At 65.5% G+C, this 23,550-nt stretch carries 17 protein-coding genes; 8 read left to right on the top strand and 9 right to left on the bottom strand.

Annotated elements, in window-relative coordinates:
- Positions 1–33: 33 nt before the first annotated feature.
- From C5B91_RS08465 to C5B91_RS08480, 4 genes are all read right to left on the bottom strand, one after another.
- The gene (locus C5B91_RS08465; protein WP_008096265.1) at positions 34–936 is read right to left on the bottom strand and encodes a hypothetical protein; all 903 of its coding nucleotides are present in this window, start codon (positions 934–936) and stop codon (positions 34–36) included.
- Between the two features lie 105 nt (positions 937–1,041).
- Positions 1,042–2,424: a pentapeptide repeat-containing protein gene (locus tag C5B91_RS08470; RefSeq protein ID WP_199519523.1), complete on the bottom strand. Its 1,383-nt coding sequence runs from the start codon at positions 2,422–2,424 to the stop codon at positions 1,042–1,044.
- A gap of 96 nt (positions 2,425–2,520) precedes the next feature.
- Complete coding sequence (locus C5B91_RS08475) at positions 2,521–2,880, bottom strand: hypothetical protein (RefSeq protein ID WP_008096261.1); 360 nt, start codon at positions 2,878–2,880, stop codon at positions 2,521–2,523.
- A 277-nt stretch (positions 2,881–3,157) separates the two neighbouring features.
- Positions 3,158–3,430 (bottom strand): PRC-barrel domain-containing protein, encoded by a 273-nt coding sequence (locus tag C5B91_RS08480; protein ID WP_008096259.1) that lies wholly within the window; start codon positions 3,428–3,430, stop codon positions 3,158–3,160.
- Positions 3,431–3,832: 402 nt separating this feature from the next.
- Here C5B91_RS08480 and C5B91_RS08485 point away from each other — a divergent pair, with 402 nt between their 5' ends.
- On the top strand, positions 3,833–4,063 hold the full coding sequence (locus C5B91_RS08485) for a hypothetical protein (RefSeq protein WP_115819700.1): 231 nt from the start codon (positions 3,833–3,835) through the stop codon (positions 4,061–4,063).
- 489 nt (positions 4,064–4,552) lie between these two features.
- Here C5B91_RS08485 and C5B91_RS21915 read toward each other — a convergent pair whose 3' ends face one another.
- A complete protein-coding gene (locus tag C5B91_RS21915; RefSeq protein WP_147298787.1) occupies positions 4,553–5,038 on the bottom strand; it encodes a hypothetical protein in 486 nt (161 codons plus the stop codon).
- Between the two features lie 10 nt (positions 5,039–5,048).
- Here C5B91_RS21915 and C5B91_RS08490 point away from each other — a divergent pair, with 10 nt between their 5' ends.
- Together C5B91_RS08490 and C5B91_RS08495 are read left to right on the top strand one after the other, a co-directional pair.
- Positions 5,049–8,732, top strand: coding sequence for a PKD domain-containing protein (locus C5B91_RS08490; RefSeq protein ID WP_147374886.1), 3,684 nt, complete (start codon positions 5,049–5,051; stop codon positions 8,730–8,732).
- A 9-nt stretch (positions 8,733–8,741) separates the two neighbouring features.
- Positions 8,742–10,172, top strand: a complete 1,431-nt coding sequence (locus C5B91_RS08495) for a PKD domain-containing protein (protein ID WP_008096252.1) — start codon at positions 8,742–8,744, stop codon at positions 10,170–10,172.
- Positions 10,173–10,441: 269 nt separating this feature from the next.
- Here the strand turns inward: C5B91_RS08495 and C5B91_RS08500 are convergent, their stop codons facing one another.
- Positions 10,442–14,959 (bottom strand): dockerin type I domain-containing protein, encoded by a 4,518-nt coding sequence (locus C5B91_RS08500; protein WP_233514250.1) that lies wholly within the window; start codon positions 14,957–14,959, stop codon positions 10,442–10,444.
- Positions 14,960–15,449: 490 nt separating this feature from the next.
- Between C5B91_RS08500 and C5B91_RS08505 the strand changes: the two genes are divergently transcribed.
- The 5 genes from C5B91_RS08505 (at position 15,450) to C5B91_RS08525 (ending at position 20,177) form a co-directional block, all read left to right on the top strand.
- Complete coding sequence (locus tag C5B91_RS08505) at positions 15,450–15,701, top strand: hypothetical protein (protein ID WP_008096243.1); 252 nt, start codon at positions 15,450–15,452, stop codon at positions 15,699–15,701.
- Between the two features lie 485 nt (positions 15,702–16,186).
- A complete protein-coding gene (locus tag C5B91_RS08510) occupies positions 16,187–16,477 on the top strand; it encodes a hypothetical protein (RefSeq protein WP_049967474.1) in 291 nt (96 codons plus the stop codon).
- Positions 16,478–16,649: 172 nt separating this feature from the next.
- On the top strand, positions 16,650–18,905 hold the full coding sequence (locus tag C5B91_RS08515) for an NADP-dependent malic enzyme (RefSeq protein WP_115819697.1): 2,256 nt from the start codon (positions 16,650–16,652) through the stop codon (positions 18,903–18,905).
- Between the two features lie 97 nt (positions 18,906–19,002).
- On the top strand, positions 19,003–19,200 hold the full coding sequence (locus C5B91_RS08520; protein WP_004967129.1) for a hypothetical protein: 198 nt from the start codon (positions 19,003–19,005) through the stop codon (positions 19,198–19,200).
- Positions 19,201–19,277: 77 nt separating this feature from the next.
- On the top strand, positions 19,278–20,177 hold the full coding sequence (locus C5B91_RS08525) for a universal stress protein (protein ID WP_115819696.1): 900 nt from the start codon (positions 19,278–19,280) through the stop codon (positions 20,175–20,177).
- A gap of 54 nt (positions 20,178–20,231) precedes the next feature.
- On the opposite strand, the gene C5B91_RS08530 is transcribed toward C5B91_RS08525, so the two are convergent.
- The 3 genes from C5B91_RS08530 to C5B91_RS08540 all read right to left on the bottom strand — a co-directional run bounded on the left by C5B91_RS08530 (position 20,232) and on the right by C5B91_RS08540 (position 23,414).
- The gene (locus tag C5B91_RS08530; RefSeq protein WP_115819695.1) at positions 20,232–21,266 is read right to left on the bottom strand and encodes a sodium:calcium antiporter; all 1,035 of its coding nucleotides are present in this window, start codon (positions 21,264–21,266) and stop codon (positions 20,232–20,234) included.
- 118 nt (positions 21,267–21,384) lie between these two features.
- Entirely contained in the window at positions 21,385–22,833 is a 1,449-nt protein-coding gene (gene thiC, locus C5B91_RS08535) for a phosphomethylpyrimidine synthase ThiC (protein ID WP_049967477.1), read from the bottom strand.
- A 155-nt stretch (positions 22,834–22,988) separates the two neighbouring features.
- Complete coding sequence (locus tag C5B91_RS08540; RefSeq protein WP_008096222.1) at positions 22,989–23,414, bottom strand: EamA family transporter; 426 nt, start codon at positions 23,412–23,414, stop codon at positions 22,989–22,991.
- Positions 23,415–23,550 lie beyond the last annotated feature (136 nt).

Below are 23,550 nucleotides of genomic sequence, written 5' to 3' on the forward strand. Positions count from 1 at the left end.
CGCCGAACCGATGGCCCGGCGTCCCGAAACGACTCAGGAGAACAGTCCGCGAATTCGGTCGACCACGCCGTCCGAGTCCTCGCGTTCGGCCTCCGCCTGCTGTTGCTTCCGAAGCTCGGCCAGCGCGGCGGCCTGGTCGTCCGTACTGTCGCCGACCGCCGTGTCCTTCTTCCCGCCGCGGAGCCCCTGTAGCCCGGCGACCGCGTCGTCGACCCCGCCGCCGCGCGTCTCGGTCACCTTGGCGTTCTCGAAGCTCGCCCGGTCCACGTCGTCGACGGCGGAGGTATCGAGCTTCAGGCGGGTGGTCTCGGTCTTGCGGACGCCGCCCCACGACAGTTCGGTGTTCGACATCGCCTCGTCCATGTCGCGGCGAACCTGCGCGGAGACGGCTTCCTCGTCCTCGCCGTCGTCGGTCGCCTCGGTCTCCGCGTCGCTCCCGCCCGCGGCGGGGCCGCTCGTCCTCGCGCGGGCGAGTTGGAAGCCGACGAGCGACGTGCCGCTCGCGGCGACGACCGCCACCGCGCCGAGCGAGTAGATGCCGACGATGCGGCCGCTCTGGTCGGCGCTCGCGGAGACGTTCCAGTTGTGGGGGTACGCGCCGACGAACTGGACGACGGCGACCGCGCAGACGAGGAGCCCCGCGCCCGCGAGGACCGTCGGGAACCGGTACTGGGAGGGAAGTAGGACCACGACGGAGACGAGGAGGAGGGGAATCCCGAGCGCGCCGGTGACGCCCGCGACCTCGCGGAGTTCGTACTTGAAGATGTTCTCGGGCGGGATGCCGCCGCTCCACACCACCGCCGCGAGCGCGACGGCGAGCAGTCCGATAGCCGTAAAGAACAGCGCGAAGCCCGCATAGACGGTCGTCTCGTCGGGGTCGGCGTCGACGTACCGCCGGTAGAGGGCGATGAGGGTGTTCTGCCCGTCACTCGACATGCCTCAGACCACTCTCCCGCGCGACATATAATGTTCGCCGGGTTCGGGGTTCGTACCGCCGTCGGCGTCCGACCCGACGCCCCGTCACGACCCGCCGGCGCACCGTTACTGTCCGCCGGCGTGCTCGACGGACATGTCGTAGGCCGCGACCGTGTCGCCGAGGGTCGCCTCGGTGAGCGTGGGGTCCGCGTCGAACCGCGCGCTGGTGAACCGAGCGGGCCCGCGGACGACGGTGTCGCCGAAGGCCGCGGCGTCCGTCACGTGCGTGTACGCGAAGTCCAGTCGGCCCTCGATTTCCACCCCGAAAACGAGCGAACCCACGGTGCAGTCGGAGAAGTCCACGTCGCGCGCGACGCGGACGCCCGAACAGAACACCTCGTCGCCGAAGCGCGCGTGGTCGCAGACGACGCTCCCGCCGACCGTGGTTTCGACCACGCGCACGGGTGACTCGGCGGAACAGACCGCGTCGGAGAGGTCGAGGCCGCCGGTCACGGTCACGCGGACGAACGAGGCCGGTCCCGACTCGAACCGCGCGCTCCGGAACCGGAGCGCCCGCCCCTCGACGGTCGCGTTGTCGAAGTAGACCGGGCCGTCGAACGCGCTGTGCGTGAAGTCGACGGTCCCGTCGCGGGCGGTGAGCCCCGTGCAGTCGATCCGGCCGCCGAAGCCGGCGCTCGTCGCGTCGATGCCGCCGTCCACCGTGAGTCGCGTCGCGTCGAGTTCGCCGTCGACCGTCAGGTGTTCGAGCGAGAGGCCGTCGTCGACGGTCGCCGACGCGGCGACGATGTTCCCGCGGACGCGGCAGTGCGCGAGGGAGAGCCGACGGTCGCACGCGACGTTCCCGAGGTCGAGGCGACCGCCCAGTCGGGTGTGGGAGAACCACGCCGGCCCGCCGAACTGCGCCTCCGCGACGGACACGTCGTCGTCGACGACGCCCTTCCGGAACGTCGCCCCGCCCTCGAAGCGCGCCTCGGTCGCGACGACCGCCCCCGCGCTGAAGCCGGTCGCGTCGAAGCGCTCGCCGAAGCGCGACTCGCAGAGCACCCAGCGGTCCCCGACCTGGAGATTGCGACAGGTGACTGTCGCGAGCGCGTCGAGCCGCTGCATGCACACCGCGCCGCCCACCGAGACGCGGTCGAGCCGCAGCGGGCCCTCGAGCGCCGCGTCGCGCAGGTCGATATCTCCTTTCACCATCGCGCCGCGGAAGTCGAGCGGCGCGTCGTCGTCGAGCGTCAGCCCTGCGAGGTCGATGCGTTCGAACGACCCGCCGACGAACGCCGACGGCCGTTCGGGGTCGGCAATCGTCTCGCGGAGCGCCTCGGTGACGGCCGCGGGTCGCGTTTCGCCGACGGGGCGGTGAAAGAGACAGCGGTCGGCCGCACCGCTCGCGGGGTGCGGACAGCGCCACACCGATGGCGATTCGTCGGCACCCGTCTCGTCGGCGGCGTCGAAGACGTGCTTGTAAGCACAGCGAGCGGGGCGTTCCACGTCGCTCGACCGTTCGTTGTTATCACGTAAATAGGTTGTCACGATGTCGCGAACGTCCGATTTCACCTTCGTCGCCACCTCAGTCGGCTGCTCTGATTACCGCTCGATGAAGGGCGCGCCGGCTTCCGCGTCGCCGACGACAGCCGAGAACGTCGCCGCGAACTCGAAGTCACGGACGGGAAGCGTGACCAGCCGAACCGTCTCGCCGGCGCTGTCGTGGAAGCCGACGACGGTCCGGTCCGATTCGAGTTCGACCGAACAGCCGGCGAAGATGGGGCGGTTGAGCTGTATCGTCCGCACCTCCCGGACTTCCTCGGGGGTCGCCTGCTCGCCGTCGTGTCGAATCTGCACGAGTCGCGTCTCGGTCAGAAGCACCGTCATCTCCTCGTAGTGGCTGACCGACCGGAGCGTCTCGTGTTCACCGACGAACTGGTGAATCGACTCGTAGAGGCTCATACGTCGCCTACTCGACCCACTCCTATCAACGTATCTACAACAGTTTTCGGCGTCTCTCGACCGTCAGCGCGGGTCGCGGACCTCGCGACTCGCGGCCTGAACGGTCGGGGCCCGACCGTCTGTCAGAGGCGTGCAGGCGGGACGGGCCGCCGTGACTGGGCAATCGCGCTGTCCACATCCTGACCAACACGACCGCCCGCTATACGGTCGTCGTCGGGAGTATATCAACGTATGTGCCCGTTGGCTGCGTGGACGGTCGAAAAACCGGTGTTCGAGATCAGTCGGCGGCCTCGATACCGGGGTCGCCCGTCAGGACGATGATGTCGGCCATCCCCCGCACGGACCTGAACGGGACCCGAATCCCCCGAGGGCCGACTTCCATTCCCTCGGGAGGCTCTTCGACCGAGACGAGAAGCGCGGTCACGCGGTCGTCGTCGAGGTCGACACAGAGGTCGACTGCCTCGCCCAACCGGTTCCCCGAGGCGGTGTACACGGGGCGGCCTTCGATGCTTGGAATCGGTTCGATGCCCGTCGGTGACTGGGGGACCATACCTACGCCATCGAACGTGTCAATCAAAAATACCTCGGTCGATGCGGACGGTTCGGTCCCGAGGGTATCGAGAGTGTGATGCGTTCCGGTCCAGACGCGTACTGCGCGATAGTCACCGAGAGACGACGCGAGCGCTGAATATTCTCCCGCGTCGATATGTATTTAGGCACGCCTAATGGATATGAATCTGGTCAGGACAAACCGAGCCTCGGTGTTCCTTCCACAGACCCACCACCACTACCGAGGCCGACTGACCATTTTCTCACGGACAAGCGGTCGGTCGTGTTTATCCCGCTGTCGTCTCTCCCGCCGAGCGCTGTCGCCGCCTGCACTGTGTACAGTCCCGTTGTCATAATGCAAAGCAATCTTCACATTTATGTTTTTGAACATACATTTCTCCGTATGGTAGACAGTCCGGTCCGGGCGTATGGTGCGCTGTTCGTCGTCGTCGCGGCGGCGGTCAGCGGTGCCATCATCCTCTCGGGCTTCGTCGCTATCGATTTCGTGCTCGACGTGCTCACCGTCTGGGGCTACATGGCCGCGGTCGGCGTGATGGTCGTCTGTGCGGCGGTCAGTTGGCTGACCGACCTCCCCGGCATCCTGTCGAGCGAGTTCGGAAGCGGCGGACGGTGAGACGACACGGTAGCGACCGCTGACGTATCTCCCGCTGTTCGCTGCGCCAATTCAGTCACCCGCTTTTCCGTGTAGTCGAAATCGCGCCGGCTGTGTGCCTCCCCGCGGCACGCTCCGCCGTTCTCGGGGGGTCGTTTGTGTGCAGTATGTGGACACACCCTGACATTTATATCGGCCAAAATGTATTTAGTCAACCATGACTAGCGGGTATAAAACGCTCTGGCAGGGTACCGTTTCGCTCATACTCGCAGCAATTGTTCTTTCCGGGGGAGTCGTCGGTTTCGTCTCACCGACTGTCGTATCCGGGGCTCCGACGGATTCTGTGCAGTCGGCGAACCTCGCGAGCGACGGCGCCGGACAGGGCGTGGTACATACGCAGAACGGCTCGAACGCAACACAGTCATCACCGACAAATACGACCAACTCGTCCCTCTCTCCTTCGACAACAACCAACTCGTCGCTTTCTAACGAATCGAATTCGACTCCGAATCAAACTACGACGCCAGTCAACCAGACCGACGAGTCGCAAGATTCGGAGGGAGTGACTGAACACAACGAAACACCCAATTCTTCGACTCCGGTAAACGAGACCGAGACATCGGAGCCGAATTCCACAGAAACACCTGTGAACGAGACGGAGACTCCGGAGTCGAACACCACCGAAACACCGGTGAATGAGACGGAGACTCCGGAGTCGAACACCACCGAAACACCGGTGAATGAGACGGAGACTCCGGAGTCGAACACCACCGAAACATCGGTGAATGAGACGGAGACACCGGAGTCGAATTCCACCGAAACCCCGGTGAATGAGACGGAGACGCCGGAGTCGAACACCACCGAAACCCCGGTGAATGAGACGGAGACGCCGGAGTCGAACACCACCGAAACCCCGGTGAATGAGACGGAGACGCCGGAGTCGAACACCACCGAAACCCCGGTGAATGAGACCGAGACACCGAAGTCGAATTCCACCGAAACTCCGGTGAATGAGACCGAGACACCGGAGACGAACGAGACTGAAACACCACGGGCAAACGATAGCGACATTCAAGCGCAGGCGACGAACGGGACGGTCGAGGCGGCGCTATCCGGCTCGGTGAGTATCACGTCGGTCAACACGACGGTGTACGACGTACCGGTCGATTCGATTGCGAGCGGCCAGCCCGTGTCCGTTACTGTGGACTACTCGCTGTCCGGACAGAGCTCCTACGAAATCTGGATTTACGAGGAAGACGTGACCGAGCTTTCGGACGAACAGTTAGCTTCCAAGACGGTGACGTCGGACTCGGGAGAGACGACCATTCGCGTTCCGGGGGACGAGCTGGACGACGCCGCCAGTGACGAGTCGTTTACCGACCCCGGCGTCGAACTTCGGGCGGTCGTGTTGCGGGGATTCCTCAAGGACGATATCGAGTCCACGTCGGTCAACAAGGGCAGAACGAGTAGCACGATCTACCTCGCCGACGACTCGGTCGAGACGCCCGTCGTCGAAGGAGACACGACTCGCGTCACGCTCTTCGGCTGGGGTTCGGACACGTTCGCGGGGTGGGAACTGAGAGAGGACGACCTGCTTTCGAACCCGCTCGTGGCGTCCGGCAGCGCCCGAACCAACAGCTCGGGCTACTTCGAACAGGACGTGCAGTACACGCCCAGTGAGTACCGAAGCGGAGTCGGCGACCCGCCGATCGAGATATACGCGGCGTCCGACGACTCCTCCGACACCACGCGGCAGTTTACCGTGGGCGTCACCGAGTCTGACGACCCGCCGGTCATCGACGACATCAGCTTCGACCCGTCGGTCCCGAACCCGGACGACAGGAACGGGAACAATGGCGAGACAGTCACGATGACCGCCTCGGCGAGCGACGATAATCGAATCAGGTCGTACGACTGGGACGTCGACGGTGACGGCCAGTACGAGTACTCCGGGGAGTCTATCGACATCGTCTACCGCGACGGCGGCGACTACGACGTGACCCTCCGGGTTACCGACTCGAGCGGACAGAGCGTCACTGAGGGAGAGACGCTCCACGTCAACAGGCGTCCGTACCCGCGAATCGACGGTCCGGGGTCGGTCGTCTCGGCCCCGGCGGGCGGCAGCGCGACGGTCACGCTCGATATCTACGACTCGATGGACCCCGACGGGAACATCGATTATTCGGGAACGACGTGGGTCGTCGCCGGTATCGACGGCACCGACTTCGCGACGGAGACGTACACCGACCGCGGCGGTGAACTCCGACTCGATCTCCCGGCGGGGGACTACCGCGTCGAGGCGTACGTCGAGGACGACAACGGGTTCCGAGCGCTGACGAACCGCGTCGGCGAGTCGGTTGAGTTCGAGGTCAATGCCCGTCCGTCGGTTGCGGCGTCCGGCCCGAATGAGGTCAACGAGGGTCGGTCGTTCACTCTACAGGCGTCTGGGAGCGACGATAACGGCGACTCCCTATCTTACTCGTGGACGCAGACGAGCGGCCCGGGAACGGCGGAGGGAAGCGGCAGCTCGGTGACGTTCGAAGCGCCCGAAATCGACAGTAGCAGCCGTCAACTAACGTTCGAAGTCACCGCCGACGATGGCCACGCCACGGCGAGTGACACGGTCACCGTCACCGTTCAAAACACGAACGCACAACCGACTGCGGAGCTCGCCGCGACGCCGACGGAAATCGACGAGGGCCAATCGGTTACCTTAGACGCAAGCGGGTCGTCTGACCCGGACGGAACGAGCCTCTCGTACGCGTGGGAGGTCGTCTCCGCCCCGACGAGCGACGCGCCGACGCCGTCCGGTGCGAACGGGGATGTCACGCTGACGACGCCGGGCGAGTACACCTACGAGGTGACGGTGACTGACCGCGGCGGAAAGTCAGATACGGCGACAGTCACGGTGTCCGTTGCCGACGTGAACCCGGCTCCGACCGCTTCACTCACCGCCTCGTCATCGACTATCGACGAGGGACAGTCGGTCACGCTCGACGCCAGCGATTCGTCCGACCCGGAGGGCGAACAACTCGCCTACTCGTGGCGCGTGCTCTCCGCACCGGCGGGCGATGCGCCGACACCGTCCGGTGCGAGCGGGTCGGTGACGCTGGCGACGCCGGGCGAGTACACTTACGAAGTGACGGTGACTGACCGCGACGGTGACGGGAAGTCCGACACGGACACCGTGACCGTGACCGTCGCCGACGTGAACCCGACACCAACCGCTTCGCTCACGGCCTCGCCGTCGGCTATCGACGAGGGACAGTCGGTCACGCTCGACGCTAGCGATTCCTCGGACCCTGAGGGCGAGGCGCTGACGTACTCGTGGGAGGTTGTCTCCGCACCCGTCGACAATGCTCCGACACCATCGGGCTCCGGTGGGGATGTCACGCTGACAACGCCGGGAGAATACACCTACGAGGTGACTGTAACCGACCGTGGTGGTGACGGGAAGTCCGACACAGCTACGGTCACCGTGAACGTTGGAGATGTTAACGAAGCGCCGACGGCGGAAGTAGAGGCGTCCCCATCGACTATCGACGAAGGCCAGTCGGTCACACTCGACGCCGGCGACTCCTCGGATCCCGAGGGATCGCGCCTCACGTACGACTGGCGAGTCCAGTCTGCTCCTGTCGACAATGCTCCGACACCATCGGGTTCCGGCGGCGATGTCACGCTGACGACGTCGGGCGAGTACACCTACGAGGTGACCGTGACCGACCGTAGCGGCGACGGGAAGTCCAACACGGACACCGTCACCGTCACCGTCGGAGACGTCAACAGAGCACCGACCGCTTCGGTCACGGCGTCGCCCGACGAAGTTCGCGCGGGGTCGGACGTGATGCTCGATGCGACCAACTCGTCGGACCCAGAGGACGAACAACTCGCGTACGACTGGGAGATCGTCTCGGCACCGACGAGTGACGCCCCGACGCCGTCCGGTGCGAGCGGGTCGGTGACGCTGACGACGCCCGGTGAGTACATCTATGAGGTGACCGTGACCGACCGCGGCGGCGACGGGAAGTCCGACACGGCCACCGTCACCGTGACCGTCTCGAACGAGACCGGAACGACGGTCGACCTCCGGTCCGATTCGGTCGCGACGACCGGCCAGCGGACGAACGTCAGCGTCGTCGTGCAGCAGGCCACGGACGGGGTTCGCTCGTACGACGTGACGCTGCACGTCTCGAACGCGTCGGTCGCGGCCGTCGAGGACGTCTCCTTCGCCGGCGACCCGCAGTTCTCGAACGCGAACGTCTCCGACGGCGGCACATCCGTTCGGGTGACCGCGGGCGCCGCGAACACGGCCGACAACGGGTCGGTCGTGATTGCAAACGTAACGCTCCTCGCCGACGCCGCCGGAACCACGGACGTGCGTGCGACCGTCCAGGCGCTCGGTGACGAGAACAACGACGCGTACGTGGTCACAGCGGTCAATAACACGACGGTCACCGTCGAGTCCGGACCGCCCGCGATAGGGTCCGACCGTAACTCGCCGACCGACCCGGACGACGACGGCGTCTACGAGGACGTCAACGGAGACGGCGAGTTCAACGTCATCGACGTCTCTGCGCTCTTCGATAACCGAAACGACGCGGCCGTACAGGAGCACGGTCGCTTCTTCGATTTCAACGGAGATGGCGCGTTCAACGTCATCGACGTCTCCGCGCTCTTCGACCAACTCTAACCACTCACGATGTCATTCCACACTCGCGCGCTGCTCGTCGGGGTCGTGTTGCTCGCTGCGGTCGCCGGGAGCCTCGCGTTCGCCCCGCTCGCACAGGCCGCAGGTGAGACGACCGTTCGTCTCTCACCGGTAAACCAGTCGGTCGAAGCGAACGACACCGCGACGGTCGATATCGTCGTCGAGAACGCTTCGGAGGGCGTCCGGTCCTACGACGTTTCGGTCCTGCTTGAGCGGGACGGCGTCGCTAGCGTTGCCGACGTCGAACTCAAGGGTGACCCGGGGTTCTCCGACGTCACCCCGGGAGACGACCGCCAGCGGGTTCGTATCACTGCCGGGACCGCTGACACCGCAACCGGGTCGAACGTGACGATTGCGACCGTGACCTTCACCGCCAACGGCACGGGCACGACGCCGGTCGCGCTCCGTGTGAACGCCCTCGGCGACAGCAACAACGTCGCGTACTCGGTGTCGCGGACCGTGAACGGGTCGCTGACGGTCGGTGACGCCGACGCCGGCGAAGATACGTCCGCTCCGGTCGCAGACGCCGGCGACGACCTGACGACACCGGTCAACACGACCGTGACGCTGAACGCGAGCGGTTCGACGGACAACGTCGGTATCGACACCTATCAGTGGGACCTCGATGGGGACGGAGACGTCGAGCGAACGACCGAGACCCCGACGGTGACCACGTCGTTCGCTCGCCCCGGAACGACGGCTGTCGAACTCAGAGTAACCGACGCCGCCGGGAACACCGACTCGGACACCGTGAACGTGACCGCGGTGAGCGACTCGGAGGGCGTTACGGTGCGGTTGGACCCCGAGTCGACCCGTATCTCGCGGGATAACGAGACTGCGGTCGATATCGTCGTTGAGAACGTCACGAACGGCGTCCGGTCGTACGACGTCTCGGTTTCGACGGCTGACGGCTCGCCGGTCACCTTCGAAAACGCGACGCTCGCCGGCGACCCCGGCTTCCAGTCGGTCGATATCGCCCCGAACGGAGACCGAATCTCTATCACCGCAGCGGCGGCTGACACGCCTGACACCGGCGCGGTCACCGTTGCGACGGTGACGGTTCGCGGGACTCGCAGCGGAACCGCGACGCTCGAAGCGACCGTCACGGCGCTCGGCGACGAGGATAACGAGCCATACACCGTCGGGACCGTGTCTAACACGTCGGTGACCGTTGGACAGCGCACCGGACCGCCCGCAATCGTCGCGGACCGCCTCCCGACGGACGTTGACAACGACGGCGTCTACGAGGACATCAACGGCGACGGGAACGTCTCGGTCTCGGACGTGCAGGCGATGTTCGCGAACCGAGACGACGACGCGCTCCGACAGCAGCGCGGCGCGTTCGACTTCACCGGGGACGGTGACATCAACATCGTCGACGTGCAGCGTCTCTTCGCCGACGTTCGCGGCCGTCCCGCCTGACACCCGACACGCCGCTTCCACGGTCGCTCGTGGCCGTGCCGTCGGCGACCGGTTGGTTCTCTTTCTTCCGCCGCCCTGTCCGAACGCTGGGTGTGACCGCGTTCCAGTCCGCCGTTGCATCCCCGCACGCTCGGCTCGCACCCGTGGTGAGCGGTCGCCGTTCGAACGCTCGTGGTGACGGAGGCTCCACACGCCGACCCACGAGGACGAGCGACCGGTGGCCCGCAGAAAAAACGTCCCGTCGCGGGGGCTCCCGCGAGGGTGCTGTCTCAGTCCCGAATATCGACGAACAACCGCTGTACGTCGACGATGTTGACCTCGCCGTTACCGGAGAAGTCGAACGCGTCGGCGTTGTCCGTGATGGCCGGACTGTTCCGGTTCGCGAACATGGCCTGCACGTCGGAGACAGTCACGTTTCCGTCGCCGTTGACGTCTTCGAACGTTCCGTCGCCGTCCGGGTCAGTCGGCACGTCGTCCGATGCGCCGACCGGCTCTAGCGCAACCGCGGTGAGGCTCACACCGCTCTCGGAGCCGATGTCGTACTCGGTTCCGGGTTCGCTTCCCAGCACCGTCTCCGACACTGCGAGTTCGGACGTTCCGGCGGACGTGAGCGTGACGTTCACGCGAGCGAAGGTGACGGTCCCGTTCTGCGCCGTGTCCATGCCGAACGCGTCGATTGCGACCGAGTCGTTCTCCGGGCCGCGATTGACATCCATCCCGTTCGGCGAGCCGAGGACGGTCACGTCGGTAATCGTTCCCGCCGTGCCGTTCGTCAGGTTGAGCGTCGTTTCGAACGCGCCGACGCCGTCGGTGACGTTCGTCGCGACGAGGTCGACGGTCACCGTCTCGTTCACGCTCGCGGTCGTCGGCGTCGCGAGCGCGCGAACGTCGACCGCATCCGGCGTTGTGTTGCTCTCGTCGTCCTCGTCGTCGTCCAACTGGACGGTCACGGTTCGGTCGTCGTCGAGCGAGAGCGTCTCGGTGGTCTCGAGACCTTCGAGGTCGGTCGCGTTCGGCGGCGCTTCGACGGTCAGCCGAAGGTCGCCGACGAGTTCGACACCGGGGCGACCGGTCGCGTCGAGCACCATCGTCCCGTTCGGGAGGGTGCTTCCGGAGACGAAGCCGACCGAACCGTTGTTGCGGTGATCGACGGTAACGCGGGCGTTCTCGACCGGGTCACCGCTCGCGTCGACGACAGAGACGTTGAGCCGGTGGGCCTCGGGGAGCGCGACTGTTCCGGCGTCGTGCGGGGCGGTCCCCACGTTGATCGACGTCGCCGCGTAGACGTCCGGGACGGCGTCACGCGGGAAGCTCGTTCCCTCTTCTGCGTAGCGTTCCTGTCTGAACTTCAGGCTGTAGGTTCCGTTTTCCGCGACTGCCACGCTGAACGACCCGTCGTCGGCCGTGCGAGCGAAGCCGCCGCCGGACGTTCCGTTCGTATCGCCGAGGACGACCGCGGTCCGGTTGACCGCCGGTTCGCCGTCCGCCCGGACGAACTGTCCGGTGACGTCTACACGGTCAGTCAACCGGAGCGTGAGGTCCGTATCCGACGTGACGTTCAGCCGTGTCCCGACGAACGTCTCGTTCGGCCCGTACACTTGGACCTGCACGTTGCCGCCGTAATCGTTGGGGACCGCGTCCGGGCCGGCCACTTCGACACCCTGCGTCTGGCCGAAGATGAGGCGGCCGTCGTTGTCGGTCTCCCCGCTGACGGAGTCGAACACGCGGTTTCCGCCGTAGGCGACGACGACCGTCGCGTCGTCGACCGGGTCACCTTGCCGGTCGAGTACGGTCACGTTGAGGCGGTTGGCATTCGGTAGTTCATCGCTCCCGAGGTGCATCGAGTCGTCGGCGTAGACACGGTGGAGCGGGTAGAGGTCCGGCACCCCGTCGACTTGGCTACTCGGCTGGACGAACGAAACCTGATACGCTCCGCGGGCGGCCGTCAGGTCGTATTCGCCGCTCGGTCCGAGCGACGACACGTCGCCGTCGGGTGCGCCGAGACGAGTGTTGAGCGCGACCTCACCGGGCGGAACCGTTCCGTCGGCGGCCTCCACGAATCCCGTCAGGTTCGACTCCGACCCGCCGGTCTCGTTCGGCGCGAGCGTGAACGAGAGTTCGGTGTCGCTCGTCACGGTGGCGCGCTGCTGTTGAATCGTCTCCTCGTACGCGTCGGAGTCCGCCGGCGGCAGGACCTCGACGGTCACGTTGCCGGTGACTTCCACGCCGGGACGGGATGCATTACTGAGGGTGAGCAGTCCGTCACCGTTCGTCTGCCCTCCGGACACGGCCTCCGCGGGGCCGTTGGCGTGTGTAATTCGCAGCCGCGCATCTTCGACCGTGGTCCCGTTTTCGGCCGTCACAGAGACGTTGAGGACGTGGGCCTCGGGAATCTCACCATCGACGGTCGTCGTCTGTGACGTGTTGATTCGGTCGACCGCGTAGACGTCCGCGACGCCGTCGCGCGGCCACGCGTCGGCTCCGGCGGCCGACTCGCTCCCGTTGAACTGATAGAATCCGACGTGATACTCGGTGTCCTGAAGCACCGACTGGTCGAATTCGGCGATGGCCTGCGTCGTGTTGTAGAACCCGGTATCGTTCGTCGTCGCGGCGGCCGCCGGCGTGTTGGGCGACTCGTCGAAGAACGCGACCGTGTCGTTGACCAGCGGCGTCCCGTCGGTCGTCGTTATGCGACCGGAGACGGACGTGGTCTCGCGGACCGGCTCCGCGTCCTGATTGACGTCGATGTAGCCCTCGTCCGACGAGAGCCGACCGTCTGCGGTGACGGTCTGGACCATCGCGGAGTAGCCGTCTGCTTCAGTCGTCGCCGGAATCGTGACCGACGCGTTCTCGCCCGGTTCGAACGTGCGGGTCATGAGAACGCGTTCTTCCGCCTCGTTATCCCACGAGTAGACGGTGAGAACGCCGCCCTCGACCGTCTCGTCGGGGACGTCGTAGTTGATTGTCACCGTCTCGCCGGGGGCGACTTCGGTGTAGCCGTTCCCGCGGTCAGTGACGTTGACGTCCACGACGTACTGGCTCAGCGACGGCGACGTCCAGTAGTTGAAGTCCCGCGTTCGGCTGTCGGCCGCGAGGGCGACCGAGAGCTGCGCGTCCGCGGGCACGTCGTAGGTGAACGACGCCTGCCCGCTCGCGTTCGTCGTCACCAGCCCGGTCGCGAACACGCCGGCTCGCAGGCCGTCACGCGCACCGACGTACGCGACAGGTGCGTTCGAGACGGGCGAGCCATCCGCGTCGGTGAACGATATCGAACCGTTCGCCGACTGGCCGGCTTCGGCTCCGAACGCTCCGTCGAGTTCGGTTTCGCCCTGTGAGATGTCGGTGTAGCCGTAGCCGACGACCGTGCTGTCGTTGACGGTCGTCGTCGCGCGCAGTCGGATGTTCCTGTTGTGGTAGTTCGCAAGCGACTGCGGCAGGTCGAACGAGATGCTCGCCGCTCCGGTGCTGTTCGTCGTGACGGTCTGGTAGTCGAGAACCGTCGCCTCGACCCCGGATAGCACGCGAACGTCCTGATTACTCACGGCTGTGCCGTTTTCCTCGACGATGACCGTCGCCGTCGCGCTTCCGTCCGGGCTGACGTCACCGCCTGTCCGGACTTCCACCTCGGCCGCCGGCTCGTCCGGCACCGGTTCGTCGTCCTCGCTCGTTCGGTTTTCGACTTCGAGTTCGGCGTCCTCAGCGATTCGGACGCCGTTCGTCTCGAGGGTGACGTCGTAGTGGACGCGGTACTCCGTCTGGTTCGCCGGCACGTCCCACGACGTCACGAACTGGCCGCCGGCAGTCGTCGTGAGCGTCTGGGTCTCCAGAACTGCATCGCTCTCGTTTTCGACGCGCAGCGTTATCTCTTCGTTCGCCAGCGGTTCGCCCGTCTCGGTGAGGACCGTTCCGGAAATCGATGCGCGCTCGCCCGGCCGAAGCTCCCACCAACCCGGGATGTTGACAGTACTGATGTACGCCGCCGAATCGATGGTCGCACGCTCGGTTTCGCCGTTCGGCCCAGTCGCGCGAACGACGTACGGCCCCGTCTGCGTCGTCGTGAACGTGAGTTGAGCGAAACTGTCGGTCCCCGTCGTCACGTTCCGCTCAGTTACGCTTCCGTCGGGTGCCCGAATCTCGACGTGGACCGGGTCGCCGGTCGTTGGTTCCCCGTCGACGCTCGTGTGGACCGCAACGTCCACGGTGCTGTTCCGCGGCGTCGTCTGGCGGTAGTACTGCGGAACGAGCTGGGCTCTCGCGCCCGCGGTGAAGCTCGCGTAGCCCGAATAGCCGCTCACGTCCGACGTAACGAACACTCGGTACTCGCCGTCGTCGCGGCCGGTGAGGTCGTAGTCGACGACCGCTGTCCCGTTTTCACCGGTCGTCACGTTGAACGTGTCCGTGCCGTTCGGCGTCTCGACTTCGACCGTGAGCGACGTGTTCGCCGGCACGTACTCCTCGGTCGTCACGTTCACTGCACTCACGCGGATGTCGACAGTACCGTCGCTGTCGTACGACGGTTCGCCGTACTCGTAGGCGACGCTCGCGGCCACTTCTATCTCCGCGTTCGAGTCGTGACTGAACGAACTGAGGAGTTCGTCGGACGACTCGGCGTCGGTCGCCGTGACCGTCGAATCGTCCGAGAGCTCGACGCGTTCGGTCTGCTTCTCGATGCCGTCGTCGGTCCGCGTGTAGGTGACGACGAGATACTCCCCGCGCGGGAGCGACGACGTGTCCACGTCACCCCCTTCGAAGTGATAGTCTGCCCCCGAGCCCGTGTCGATAAACACCACCTCGAGGACCCCGCTTTCGTTTATCGGTTGTACCTCTGTATCCGGTTGCTGCTGTATCTCCTCTGCCGCACTAACCCCAACCAATGCGACCGAGCAGACGAACAGCGCTGCCCCTAGTGTAATGGCTATCCGTGCTCGCATCGGCCGCAAGTGGTTATTGAAATAGTATAATTGTATGGTTCGTTGGAAACAATTGACTGTCCCGCGCTTTCGACGGACTCCGCGGCTTTCTACTGACCCCTTTCGAGAACCGTTCTCGAAGTCTCTCAGAGCAGAGTCGATGAGTATAATACCTTTAAGTTTGTTACACTAGGTGTGCGAATCGGTAACGAGACTTCCCCTCTCCGACTCGTCGACGCTGATGGACACATCACTGTCATTCGGAGAAACAATTATTGGCTGTCACATGGACTTCCAACCGAATGAGTGCCTTCAGTACCCGTGAACGTGCGGATTCGTAGGTGCTGACAAGAACGTTCCATACAATATGGTGGCTACACACTACGAAGTGGGTGAAACAGTACCTGCGGACATCTGCTCGGTCCCCGCCGAGGAAGAAGAGATAACGTTCGCCGTCTCCGTCGACGTCTACGACGGGTACGGGAGCGCCAAGCACGTCTATCCGACAGAGCAAGTCGAACGCATCTGGGACCTGTTCGTCACGAACGCCGAAACCGACGAGGTGGTGGTCGAAGACGAAGTTCGGCTCTACACGATTCCACACGACGCGCTCCGCTGAGTGTGTCGTGGTTGCACGCACGCTCGCCTCCGCGTCCTGCTCGACTCGCGTTCGACGACCGAACAGGGGACGAACTATCCGAAAGCTGACTATCGGTCGAACGGTCCAAAACTCGTTGATATACCACCGAAAGGACCAGACAGATTAAAGACATCTACGCGTGACCACGCGACGACGAACGCATCGATTTGCACCGGACTAGCGGGTGTCGGTTCCGAGTGATTCGCGTGTAGATGGCCCGAGAATCGCGCTCGGTGGCCGTGTCCAAAAATCGGTGACTGACCCAGAATTGCGGCACGGCAGGCCGACGACCGGTGAAAACCCCGCGTTAGACGTATCAAATAGCCTGTTAGTTCTGTGGGTTGAGTAATAATTATCACGGTGCTCGTTGGACATATGGATGAAACTTGAGCGGTACGCCTCCGGAGTATGGGTAGGGAGCGGTACTGCTTATAGTAATGAAAAATTGTGTGGGTTGTCAACGCATGGCCAAAGAGAGATACGATGCAGGGGAAACCGTACCGTCGAACATCTGTACAATCGCCGACGACGAGGACGGACTGACGTCCGGGGCGACAGTCGAAGTCGACGAGGGAGAGGTTGCGTTCGCCGTGCCGGTCGAAGTCTATCACGGCTACGGGAGCGCGAAGCACATCTATCCGGTCGAGCAGGTCGAAGACGTGTCGGACCTGTTCGCGACGGAGAGCCACTTCGAGGAGGTGTCTATCGCGGAGAGCGTGCAGTTGTACACGATGCCGCACGAGTCGCTCCGCTGACTGCGCGGCGCGCGAGTCGGCCTCCGCGTCGCGACCCGCGTCGCTCGCTCCGCTCGCTCGCCTCCTCGGCGCGAAATCCCGGTTCCGTGTCGCCTGATTCTACATGATTATTTCTACGAACGCCTCTGTCGGAGCGAAGACTCTACCTATCTTACCGTTCCCATCACGAGCAATGACGCTCGAAGACGACGCCCGGGACTACCATCGGCGGCCGCCCGCGGGGAAAGTGGAGATAGCGACGACGAAGCCGACGAACACCCAACGCGACCTGAGTCTGGCGTACTCGCCGGGCGTGGCCGCGCCGTGTCGCGACATTGCCGACGACGAGACGGCGGCCTACGAGTACACGGCGAAGGGCAACCTCGTCGGCGTCGTCTCGAACGGCTCCGCCGTCCTCGGGCTGGGGGACATCGGGGCGCAGGCGTCGAAGCCGGTGATGGAGGGCAAGGGCGTGCTGTTCAAGCGCTTCGCCGACATCGACGTGTTCGACGTCGAGTTCGACCACGACGACCCCCAAGCGTTCGTGGAGTCGGTCGCCGCGATGGAGCCGACGTTCGGCGGCATCAACTTGGAGGACATCCGTGCGCCCGAGTGCTTCGAAATCGAGGAATCCCTGCGCGACCGGATGGACATCCCCGTGTTCCACGACGACCAGCACGGCACGGCCATCATCTCCGGCGCGGCGCTCCTCAACGCCGCCGACATCGCGGACAAGGACCTGTCGTCGCTGAACGTCACCTTCTCCGGTGCGGGCGCGGCCGCGACCGCGACGGCGCGGTTCTACGTCTCGCTGGGCATCCCCCACGAGAACATCACGCTGTGCGACATCGACGGCGTTCTCTCGGATTCGCGGGCCGAGGCCGGCGAACTCGACGAGTACGCCGAACCGTTCGCCCGCGGCGTCGACGACGGCGACCTCGAAGACGCAATCGAGGGCGCGGACGTGCTCGTCGGCCTCTCGGTCGGCGGCATCGTGAGCCAGGAGATGGTGCGGTCGATGGCCGACAACCCCATCATCTTCGCGATGGCGAATCCGGACCCCGAAATCGCCTACGAAGACGCGAAAGAGGCCCGCGAGGACACCGTCATCATGGCCACCGGACGGTCGGACTACCCGAATCAGGTGAACAACGTCCTCGGCTTCCCGTTCATCTTCCGCGGCGCGCTCGACGTACGCGCCACCGAAATCAACGAGGAGATGAAGCGCGCGGCCGCCGAGGCGCTGGCGAACCTCGCCCGACAGGACGTGCCCGACGCGGTCGTCAAGGCCTACGGCGACGGGCCGCTGCAGTTCGGCCCCGACTACCTCATCCCCAAGCCGCTCGACCAGCGCGTCCTCTACGAGGTGACGCCCGCCGTCGCCGAGGCGGCCATGGAGAGCGGCGCGGCCCGCCGCGAGCGCGACCTCGACGACTACCGCGAGGAGTTGGAGGCCCGCCTCGGGAAGTCCCGCGAGATGATGCGCGTCGTCCTCAACAAGGCGGCGACGAACCCCAAGCGGGTCGTTCTCGCCGAGGGCGAAGACGAGAAGATGATTCGCGCCGCGAGCCAGTTGGTCGAAGAGGGCATCGCCGAACCCATCCTCGTCGGCCGGACGAAGGAGATTCTCCGCACCGCCGAGGACCTCGGTCTCGATTTCGACCCGACCATCGCCGACCCCGAAAGCGGTCAGTGGAACCACTACGTCGACCACCTCTACGAGCGCCGCCAGCGCAAGGGCCTCACCCGGACGGAGGCTGCCGAACTCGTGCGGAGCGACTCGAACTACTTCGCCAGCGTGATGGTCGCCATGGACGACGCGGATGCGATGCTGACGGGGCTGACTCACCACTATCCCTCGGCGCTCCGCCCGCCGCTGCAGATTATCGGCACGGCCGACGACGCCGACTACGCCGCCGGCGTCTACATGCTGACGTTCCGGAACCGCGTCATCTTCTGCGCCGACGCGACGGTCAACCTCGACCCCGACGAGAACGTGCTCGCCGAGGTGACGAAACACACCGCCGAACTCGCCCGGCGGTTCAACGTCGACCCCCGCGCGGCCCTGCTCTCGTACTCCGACTTCGGGAGCGTCACGAACGAGGGGACGCGCAAGCCCCGCGACGCGGTCGAACAACTGCACGCCGACCCAGACGTGGACTTCCCGGTGGACGGCGAGATGCAGGCCGACACCGCCCTCGTCGAGGAGATGCTGACCGACACCTACGACTTCGCGGAACTCGACAACCCCGCGAACGTCCTCGTGTTCCCGAACCTCGAAGCGGGCAACATCGGCTACAAACTCCTCCAGCGTCTCGGCGGCGCGGAGGCAATCGGCCCGATGCTCGTCGGCATGGACAAGCCGGTCCACGTCCTCCAGCGCGGCGACGAAGTCAAAGACATCGTCAACTTGGCCGGTGTCGCCGTGGTGGACGCCCAAGAGGAGTAACGCGCTCCGAGCGGCGTCGAGCCACCTCGGCTGGCCGCGGCGGCCACTCCGTCGTGTCAGCACGAGAAATTAAATACGTTCAGCCGAGTCAGGGTGTATGGTCGAGTTGGGTACACACACGTCGGCGTCGGAACGCCGGTTCGCACTCGGGTGGGTCGGGATGGCCATCGTGATGTCGCTCGCGGTGGCGGCCATCGATTTCCTCGAACTGCCGTTGCAGACGGTGTACGTGTTCGCGGCGGGCGTGACGCTTCGAGAAGCTATCGGACTGGCCGTCTGGGCGCTCCGGCGCTGACGGCGAGACACGACCGCCTTCTCACCGCGCGATGACCACCCTCCCCGCTTTTGTGAGTTCGCTGAGAATATCGAACCATGTTCGACCGACTCCTCTTTCCGACCGACGGGAGCGAGGGCGCGGACGCCGTCCTCGACCACGTCATCGACATCGCCGCCGCCCACGACGCGACCCTCCACCTGCTGCACGTCGCCCCGCCGGAGTCCGAGCGCCGCCCGAACCTGAGCGACGAGGGTGAGAGCGAGGGAGACGAACCCGACGAGCGCCGCCGAAGCGACGGCGAGCGCTTCGTGAGCGACGCCGCGGCCCGCGCGTCCCAGTCCGACGTGGCGGTCGTGACGAGCGTCGAGCGCGGCGAACCGTATCGAGTCATCACCGAGTACGCCGCCGAACAGGACAGTGACCTCGTCGTCATGCCGACTCACGGGCGGACGGGGCTGAGCCGCCTGCTCCTCGGGAGCACCACGGAACGCGTCGTCCGACGGTCCGACGTGCCCGTGCTCACCGTCCGGCCGGACGCGGCGACCGACCTCGCGTACCCCTACGCCGACGTGCTGACGCCCACCGACGGGAGCGCCTGCGCGACCGCGGCGGTCACGTTCGGCAGCGAGGTGGCGGCGGCGACCGACGCCGCGCTCCACGCGGTCTCGGTCGTCAACGTCGCCGCCTTCGGCGCGGACATCCGCGGGCCGCTCCTCATCGACGAACTCGAAGAGCGGGCGAGCGACGCGGTCGAACAGGCGGGCGACGTGGCGGCCGCCGCGGGCGTCGAGACGGTCAGGGAGTCCGTCGGCCGCGACGTGTCGATTCACCACGGTATCCTCGCGTACATCGACGAACACGACGTGGACATCGTGGTGATGGGAACCCACGGCCACACGGGCTTCGACCGCTACATGCTCGGAAGCGTCGCAGAGAAACTGGTCCGAACCTCGCCGGTGCCGGTGGTGACGGTCAGAGAGCCGCGAAACGAGTAGGGAGAGCCGTCGGGCGTCGGCCCGCGGTCGGCGGACGCCGGTCGCTTTCGCCCGTCAGTTCCGAAGCAGGCTCGTGACGCCCGCGGTCTCGGCGATGATCCACCCGACGAAGACGAGATACGCCGCGCCGAGCGCGTAGCACTCCAGCCGCGAGAGCGACAGGTCCGTCCGGAGCAGGCCGAACAGCAGGACGGTCGCCAGCGTCAGCACGCCCAGCATGGGGACGGCGACGGCGAAGTCGACCGGGACGCTCCCGACGATGAGGACGCCCACGGGGATGGCGACGAGCAGGTCGAACGTGTTCGACCCGAGGACGTTGCCGAGGCTCGTCGCGCTGTTGCCGTCGGCGGCCGAGCGGACGCTGACGAGCGTGTCGGGGAGGCTCGTCGCGGCGGCGACCACGGTGACCCCCGCGAGGAACGTCGGGACGCCGAAGGTCCCGCTGAGCGACTCGACGCTCCCGACCAGTTGCTCGACGCCGACGAGGATGACGAGGAGGCCGCCGAGGAGGCGCATCCACTCGCGACCGATGCCGTCGGCGACGCCCGCGTTCTCGGCTTCGTACTCCGAGACGTCCTGCCACTGGATGAACAGGTAGAGGCCGTAGAGGAGCAGGGGGATGAGCGCCACCGGGCGGGTGAGCTGTCCCGTCAGCGCCGGGCCGTCGGGGACGGGGAAGTAGATAACCGCCAGCGAGAACGTGACGACGAGCGTGGCGACGGCGACCATGTAGAACTGCGCCTCCTTGTAGACGACCAGCCGACTCGTTTCGAGGTCGCCGTCGGTGGCGAGCCCCGACAGCGCCGGAATCACGAGGATGTTGAAGATGGCCGAGCCGACGATTGCGCCGACACCCATGTCGAAGACGCCCGCGGTGGCGGCGATGGCGACGCTGGCGAACTCGGGAAAGCTCGACCCGAGGGCGACGATAATAGAGCCCTGGACGACCGCGGGGAGGCCGTAGTACGCCGCGAGGTGGTCTGCCGACTCTTCGAGCCAGCCGCTGCCGACCCAGATGAGGCCGGTCGTCAGGAGAATCACGACGACGTTCGCGAGCGGCGACGACGGGACGAGACTGCCGAGGACCATTGGTACTCCCTTTCAGCGACGCGGAAAAAGAACCCACCGACACGGGTGGTCGGCGGTGGGTACCCAGTCGGTCGGTGGTTCGCGGACTCGGTCGATGGCCCGCGGACTCAGACGGTCGTCAGTCGTCGCCGTGGGCCGATTCGGGCGTGAACGTGACGCCGCCGATTTCGATTTCGTCGGGGACGCGGTCGGTGTCGTGCGCGCCGACCGGAGGGAGGTTCGCGTCGGCCGCGAGCGACGCGTCGAGGTCGGTCGCGGACGCGATTGTCTCCATCTCGCCGTCGGCCTCGCGCGCGTCCTGGTCGATGCGCATCGAACAGAACTCGACGCCGCACATCGAGCAGAAGCGCGCCTCTTTGTAGTTGTCGCCGGGGAGCGTCTGGTCGTGGTACGACCGCGCCCGCTCGGGGTCGAGCGCGAGGTCGAACTGCCGCGCCCAGTCGAACTCGTAGCGGGCCTCCGAGAGCGCGTCGTCCCAGTCGCGCGCGCCGGGGAGGTCGGTCGCCACGTCGGCCGCGTGGGCGGCGATTCGGTAGGCTGCGAGCCCCTCGCGCACGTCCTCGCGGTCGGGAAGCCCGAGGTGTTCTTTCGGCGTGACGTAACACAGCATCGCCGCGCCGGCGCGGCCCGCCTCGGTCGCGCCGATGGCGCTCGTGATGTGGTCGTAGCCCGGAGCCACGTCGGTGACGAGCGGGCCGAGGACGTAGAACGGCGCGCCGTCGCAGACCTCCTGTTGACGTTCGACGTTCTCGGCGATGTGGTCCATCGGAACGTGGCCGGGTCCCTCGACCATCACCTGCACGCCGTAGTCCCACGCGGTCCGCGTGAGTTCGCCCAGCGTGTCGAGTTCGGCGAACTGCGCGTCGTCGCCGGCGTCGGCCAGACAGCCGGGTCGGAGGCCGTCGCCGAGCGAGAACGTCACATCGTGTTCGGCGAAGATGTCGCAGATGTCCTCGAACGCGACGTACAGGGGGTTCTGCTCGCCGTTTTCCTCCATCCACTGAGCGAGGATGGAGCCGCCGCGGGAGACGATGCCCGTCTTCCGGCCGTCGGTCAGGGGGAGGTGCTCCATCAGCACGCCCGCGTGAATCGTCATGTAATCGACGCCCTGTTCGGCCTGTTTCTCGATGATTTCGAGGAGCAGGTCGCGGGTGATGTCTTCGGGGCTGTCGACGCGCTTGACCGCCTCGTAGATGGGGACGGTGCCGATTGGGACCGGCGAGTACGCGACGTTCGCCTCCCGAATCTCGTCGAGGTTCGACCCCGTCGAGAGGTCCATTACCGTGTCCGCGCCGTAGTGGACCGCGGTGTGGAGCTTCTCCAACTCCTCGGTGAGGTCGCTCGTCGTCTCGCTGTTGCCGATGTTCGCGTTGACCTTCGTGGCGAACTCGCGGCCGATGACCATCGGGTCGAGCGAGTCGTGGTTGCGGTTCGCGGGGATGACCGCCTGCCCCTCGGCGACCTGCGTTCTGACGAACTCGGGGTCGCGGTTCTCGCGCTCGGCGACGCGTTCCATCGCGGGGGTGACGCGTCCTGCTCGGGCGTGCTGGAGTTGCGTTGACGCCATTAATTAACTAGTGATACAACTGACTAATAACTGTTGTGACAGTCGCGGCCAGCGGAAGATAGTCGTCGGAAAATGGCGGCTTACGCCGAGTTCAACACGGCGACAGAACCCTCACGAGTATTGTCTGAAGCGGCGTGACACAGACGGTGTTCAATCTATCGGGTGACCAAGACGATTCCGAGAACTGCGAACGCGATACCCGTGACTTTCGTCACTGTGAGGTTCTCTCCGAGAACGACGATGCCGATGACGGCCGCGACGACGAAGTACATGGCACCGAGCGTCGAGACAACTGTCGTCGACCCGTGGGTGAACCCGATATACATCGAAATGAGGCCGGTTCCGGTAAACAACCCGGCCACGCCAGCGAGGAGACCTCCCCTTGCAGTAACCGCGAGCGATGCGTCCGAAACGATGATGAAGCCGAATGCGAGGAGTGCCGCTACGAGATACGAGATAGCCGCGGCAGTCCTCGGGTCCATGGACTCCGACGCGGCGTTGCCTAAGATTATCCAAATCCCCCACGTCACCATCGTAATCAGGCCGAACAACACAGCCGAGTCCATCTCAGCGAATTCCATCTGTAACGCCTCGCGTCGGCATTCAAAAGAAACCGGACCTCGATTATGACTGGTGTATATACGGGGCGGACAGAGATACCTGTAGAACGCGATGCGGTGACTCGTCGTTCGGGAAAAACTCGGGCGATTGTGGTGG

The organism is Haloferax sp. Atlit-10N, from assembly GCF_003586325.1.
Lineage (GTDB): Archaea > Halobacteriota > Halobacteria > Halobacteriales > Haloferacaceae > Haloferax > Haloferax prahovense.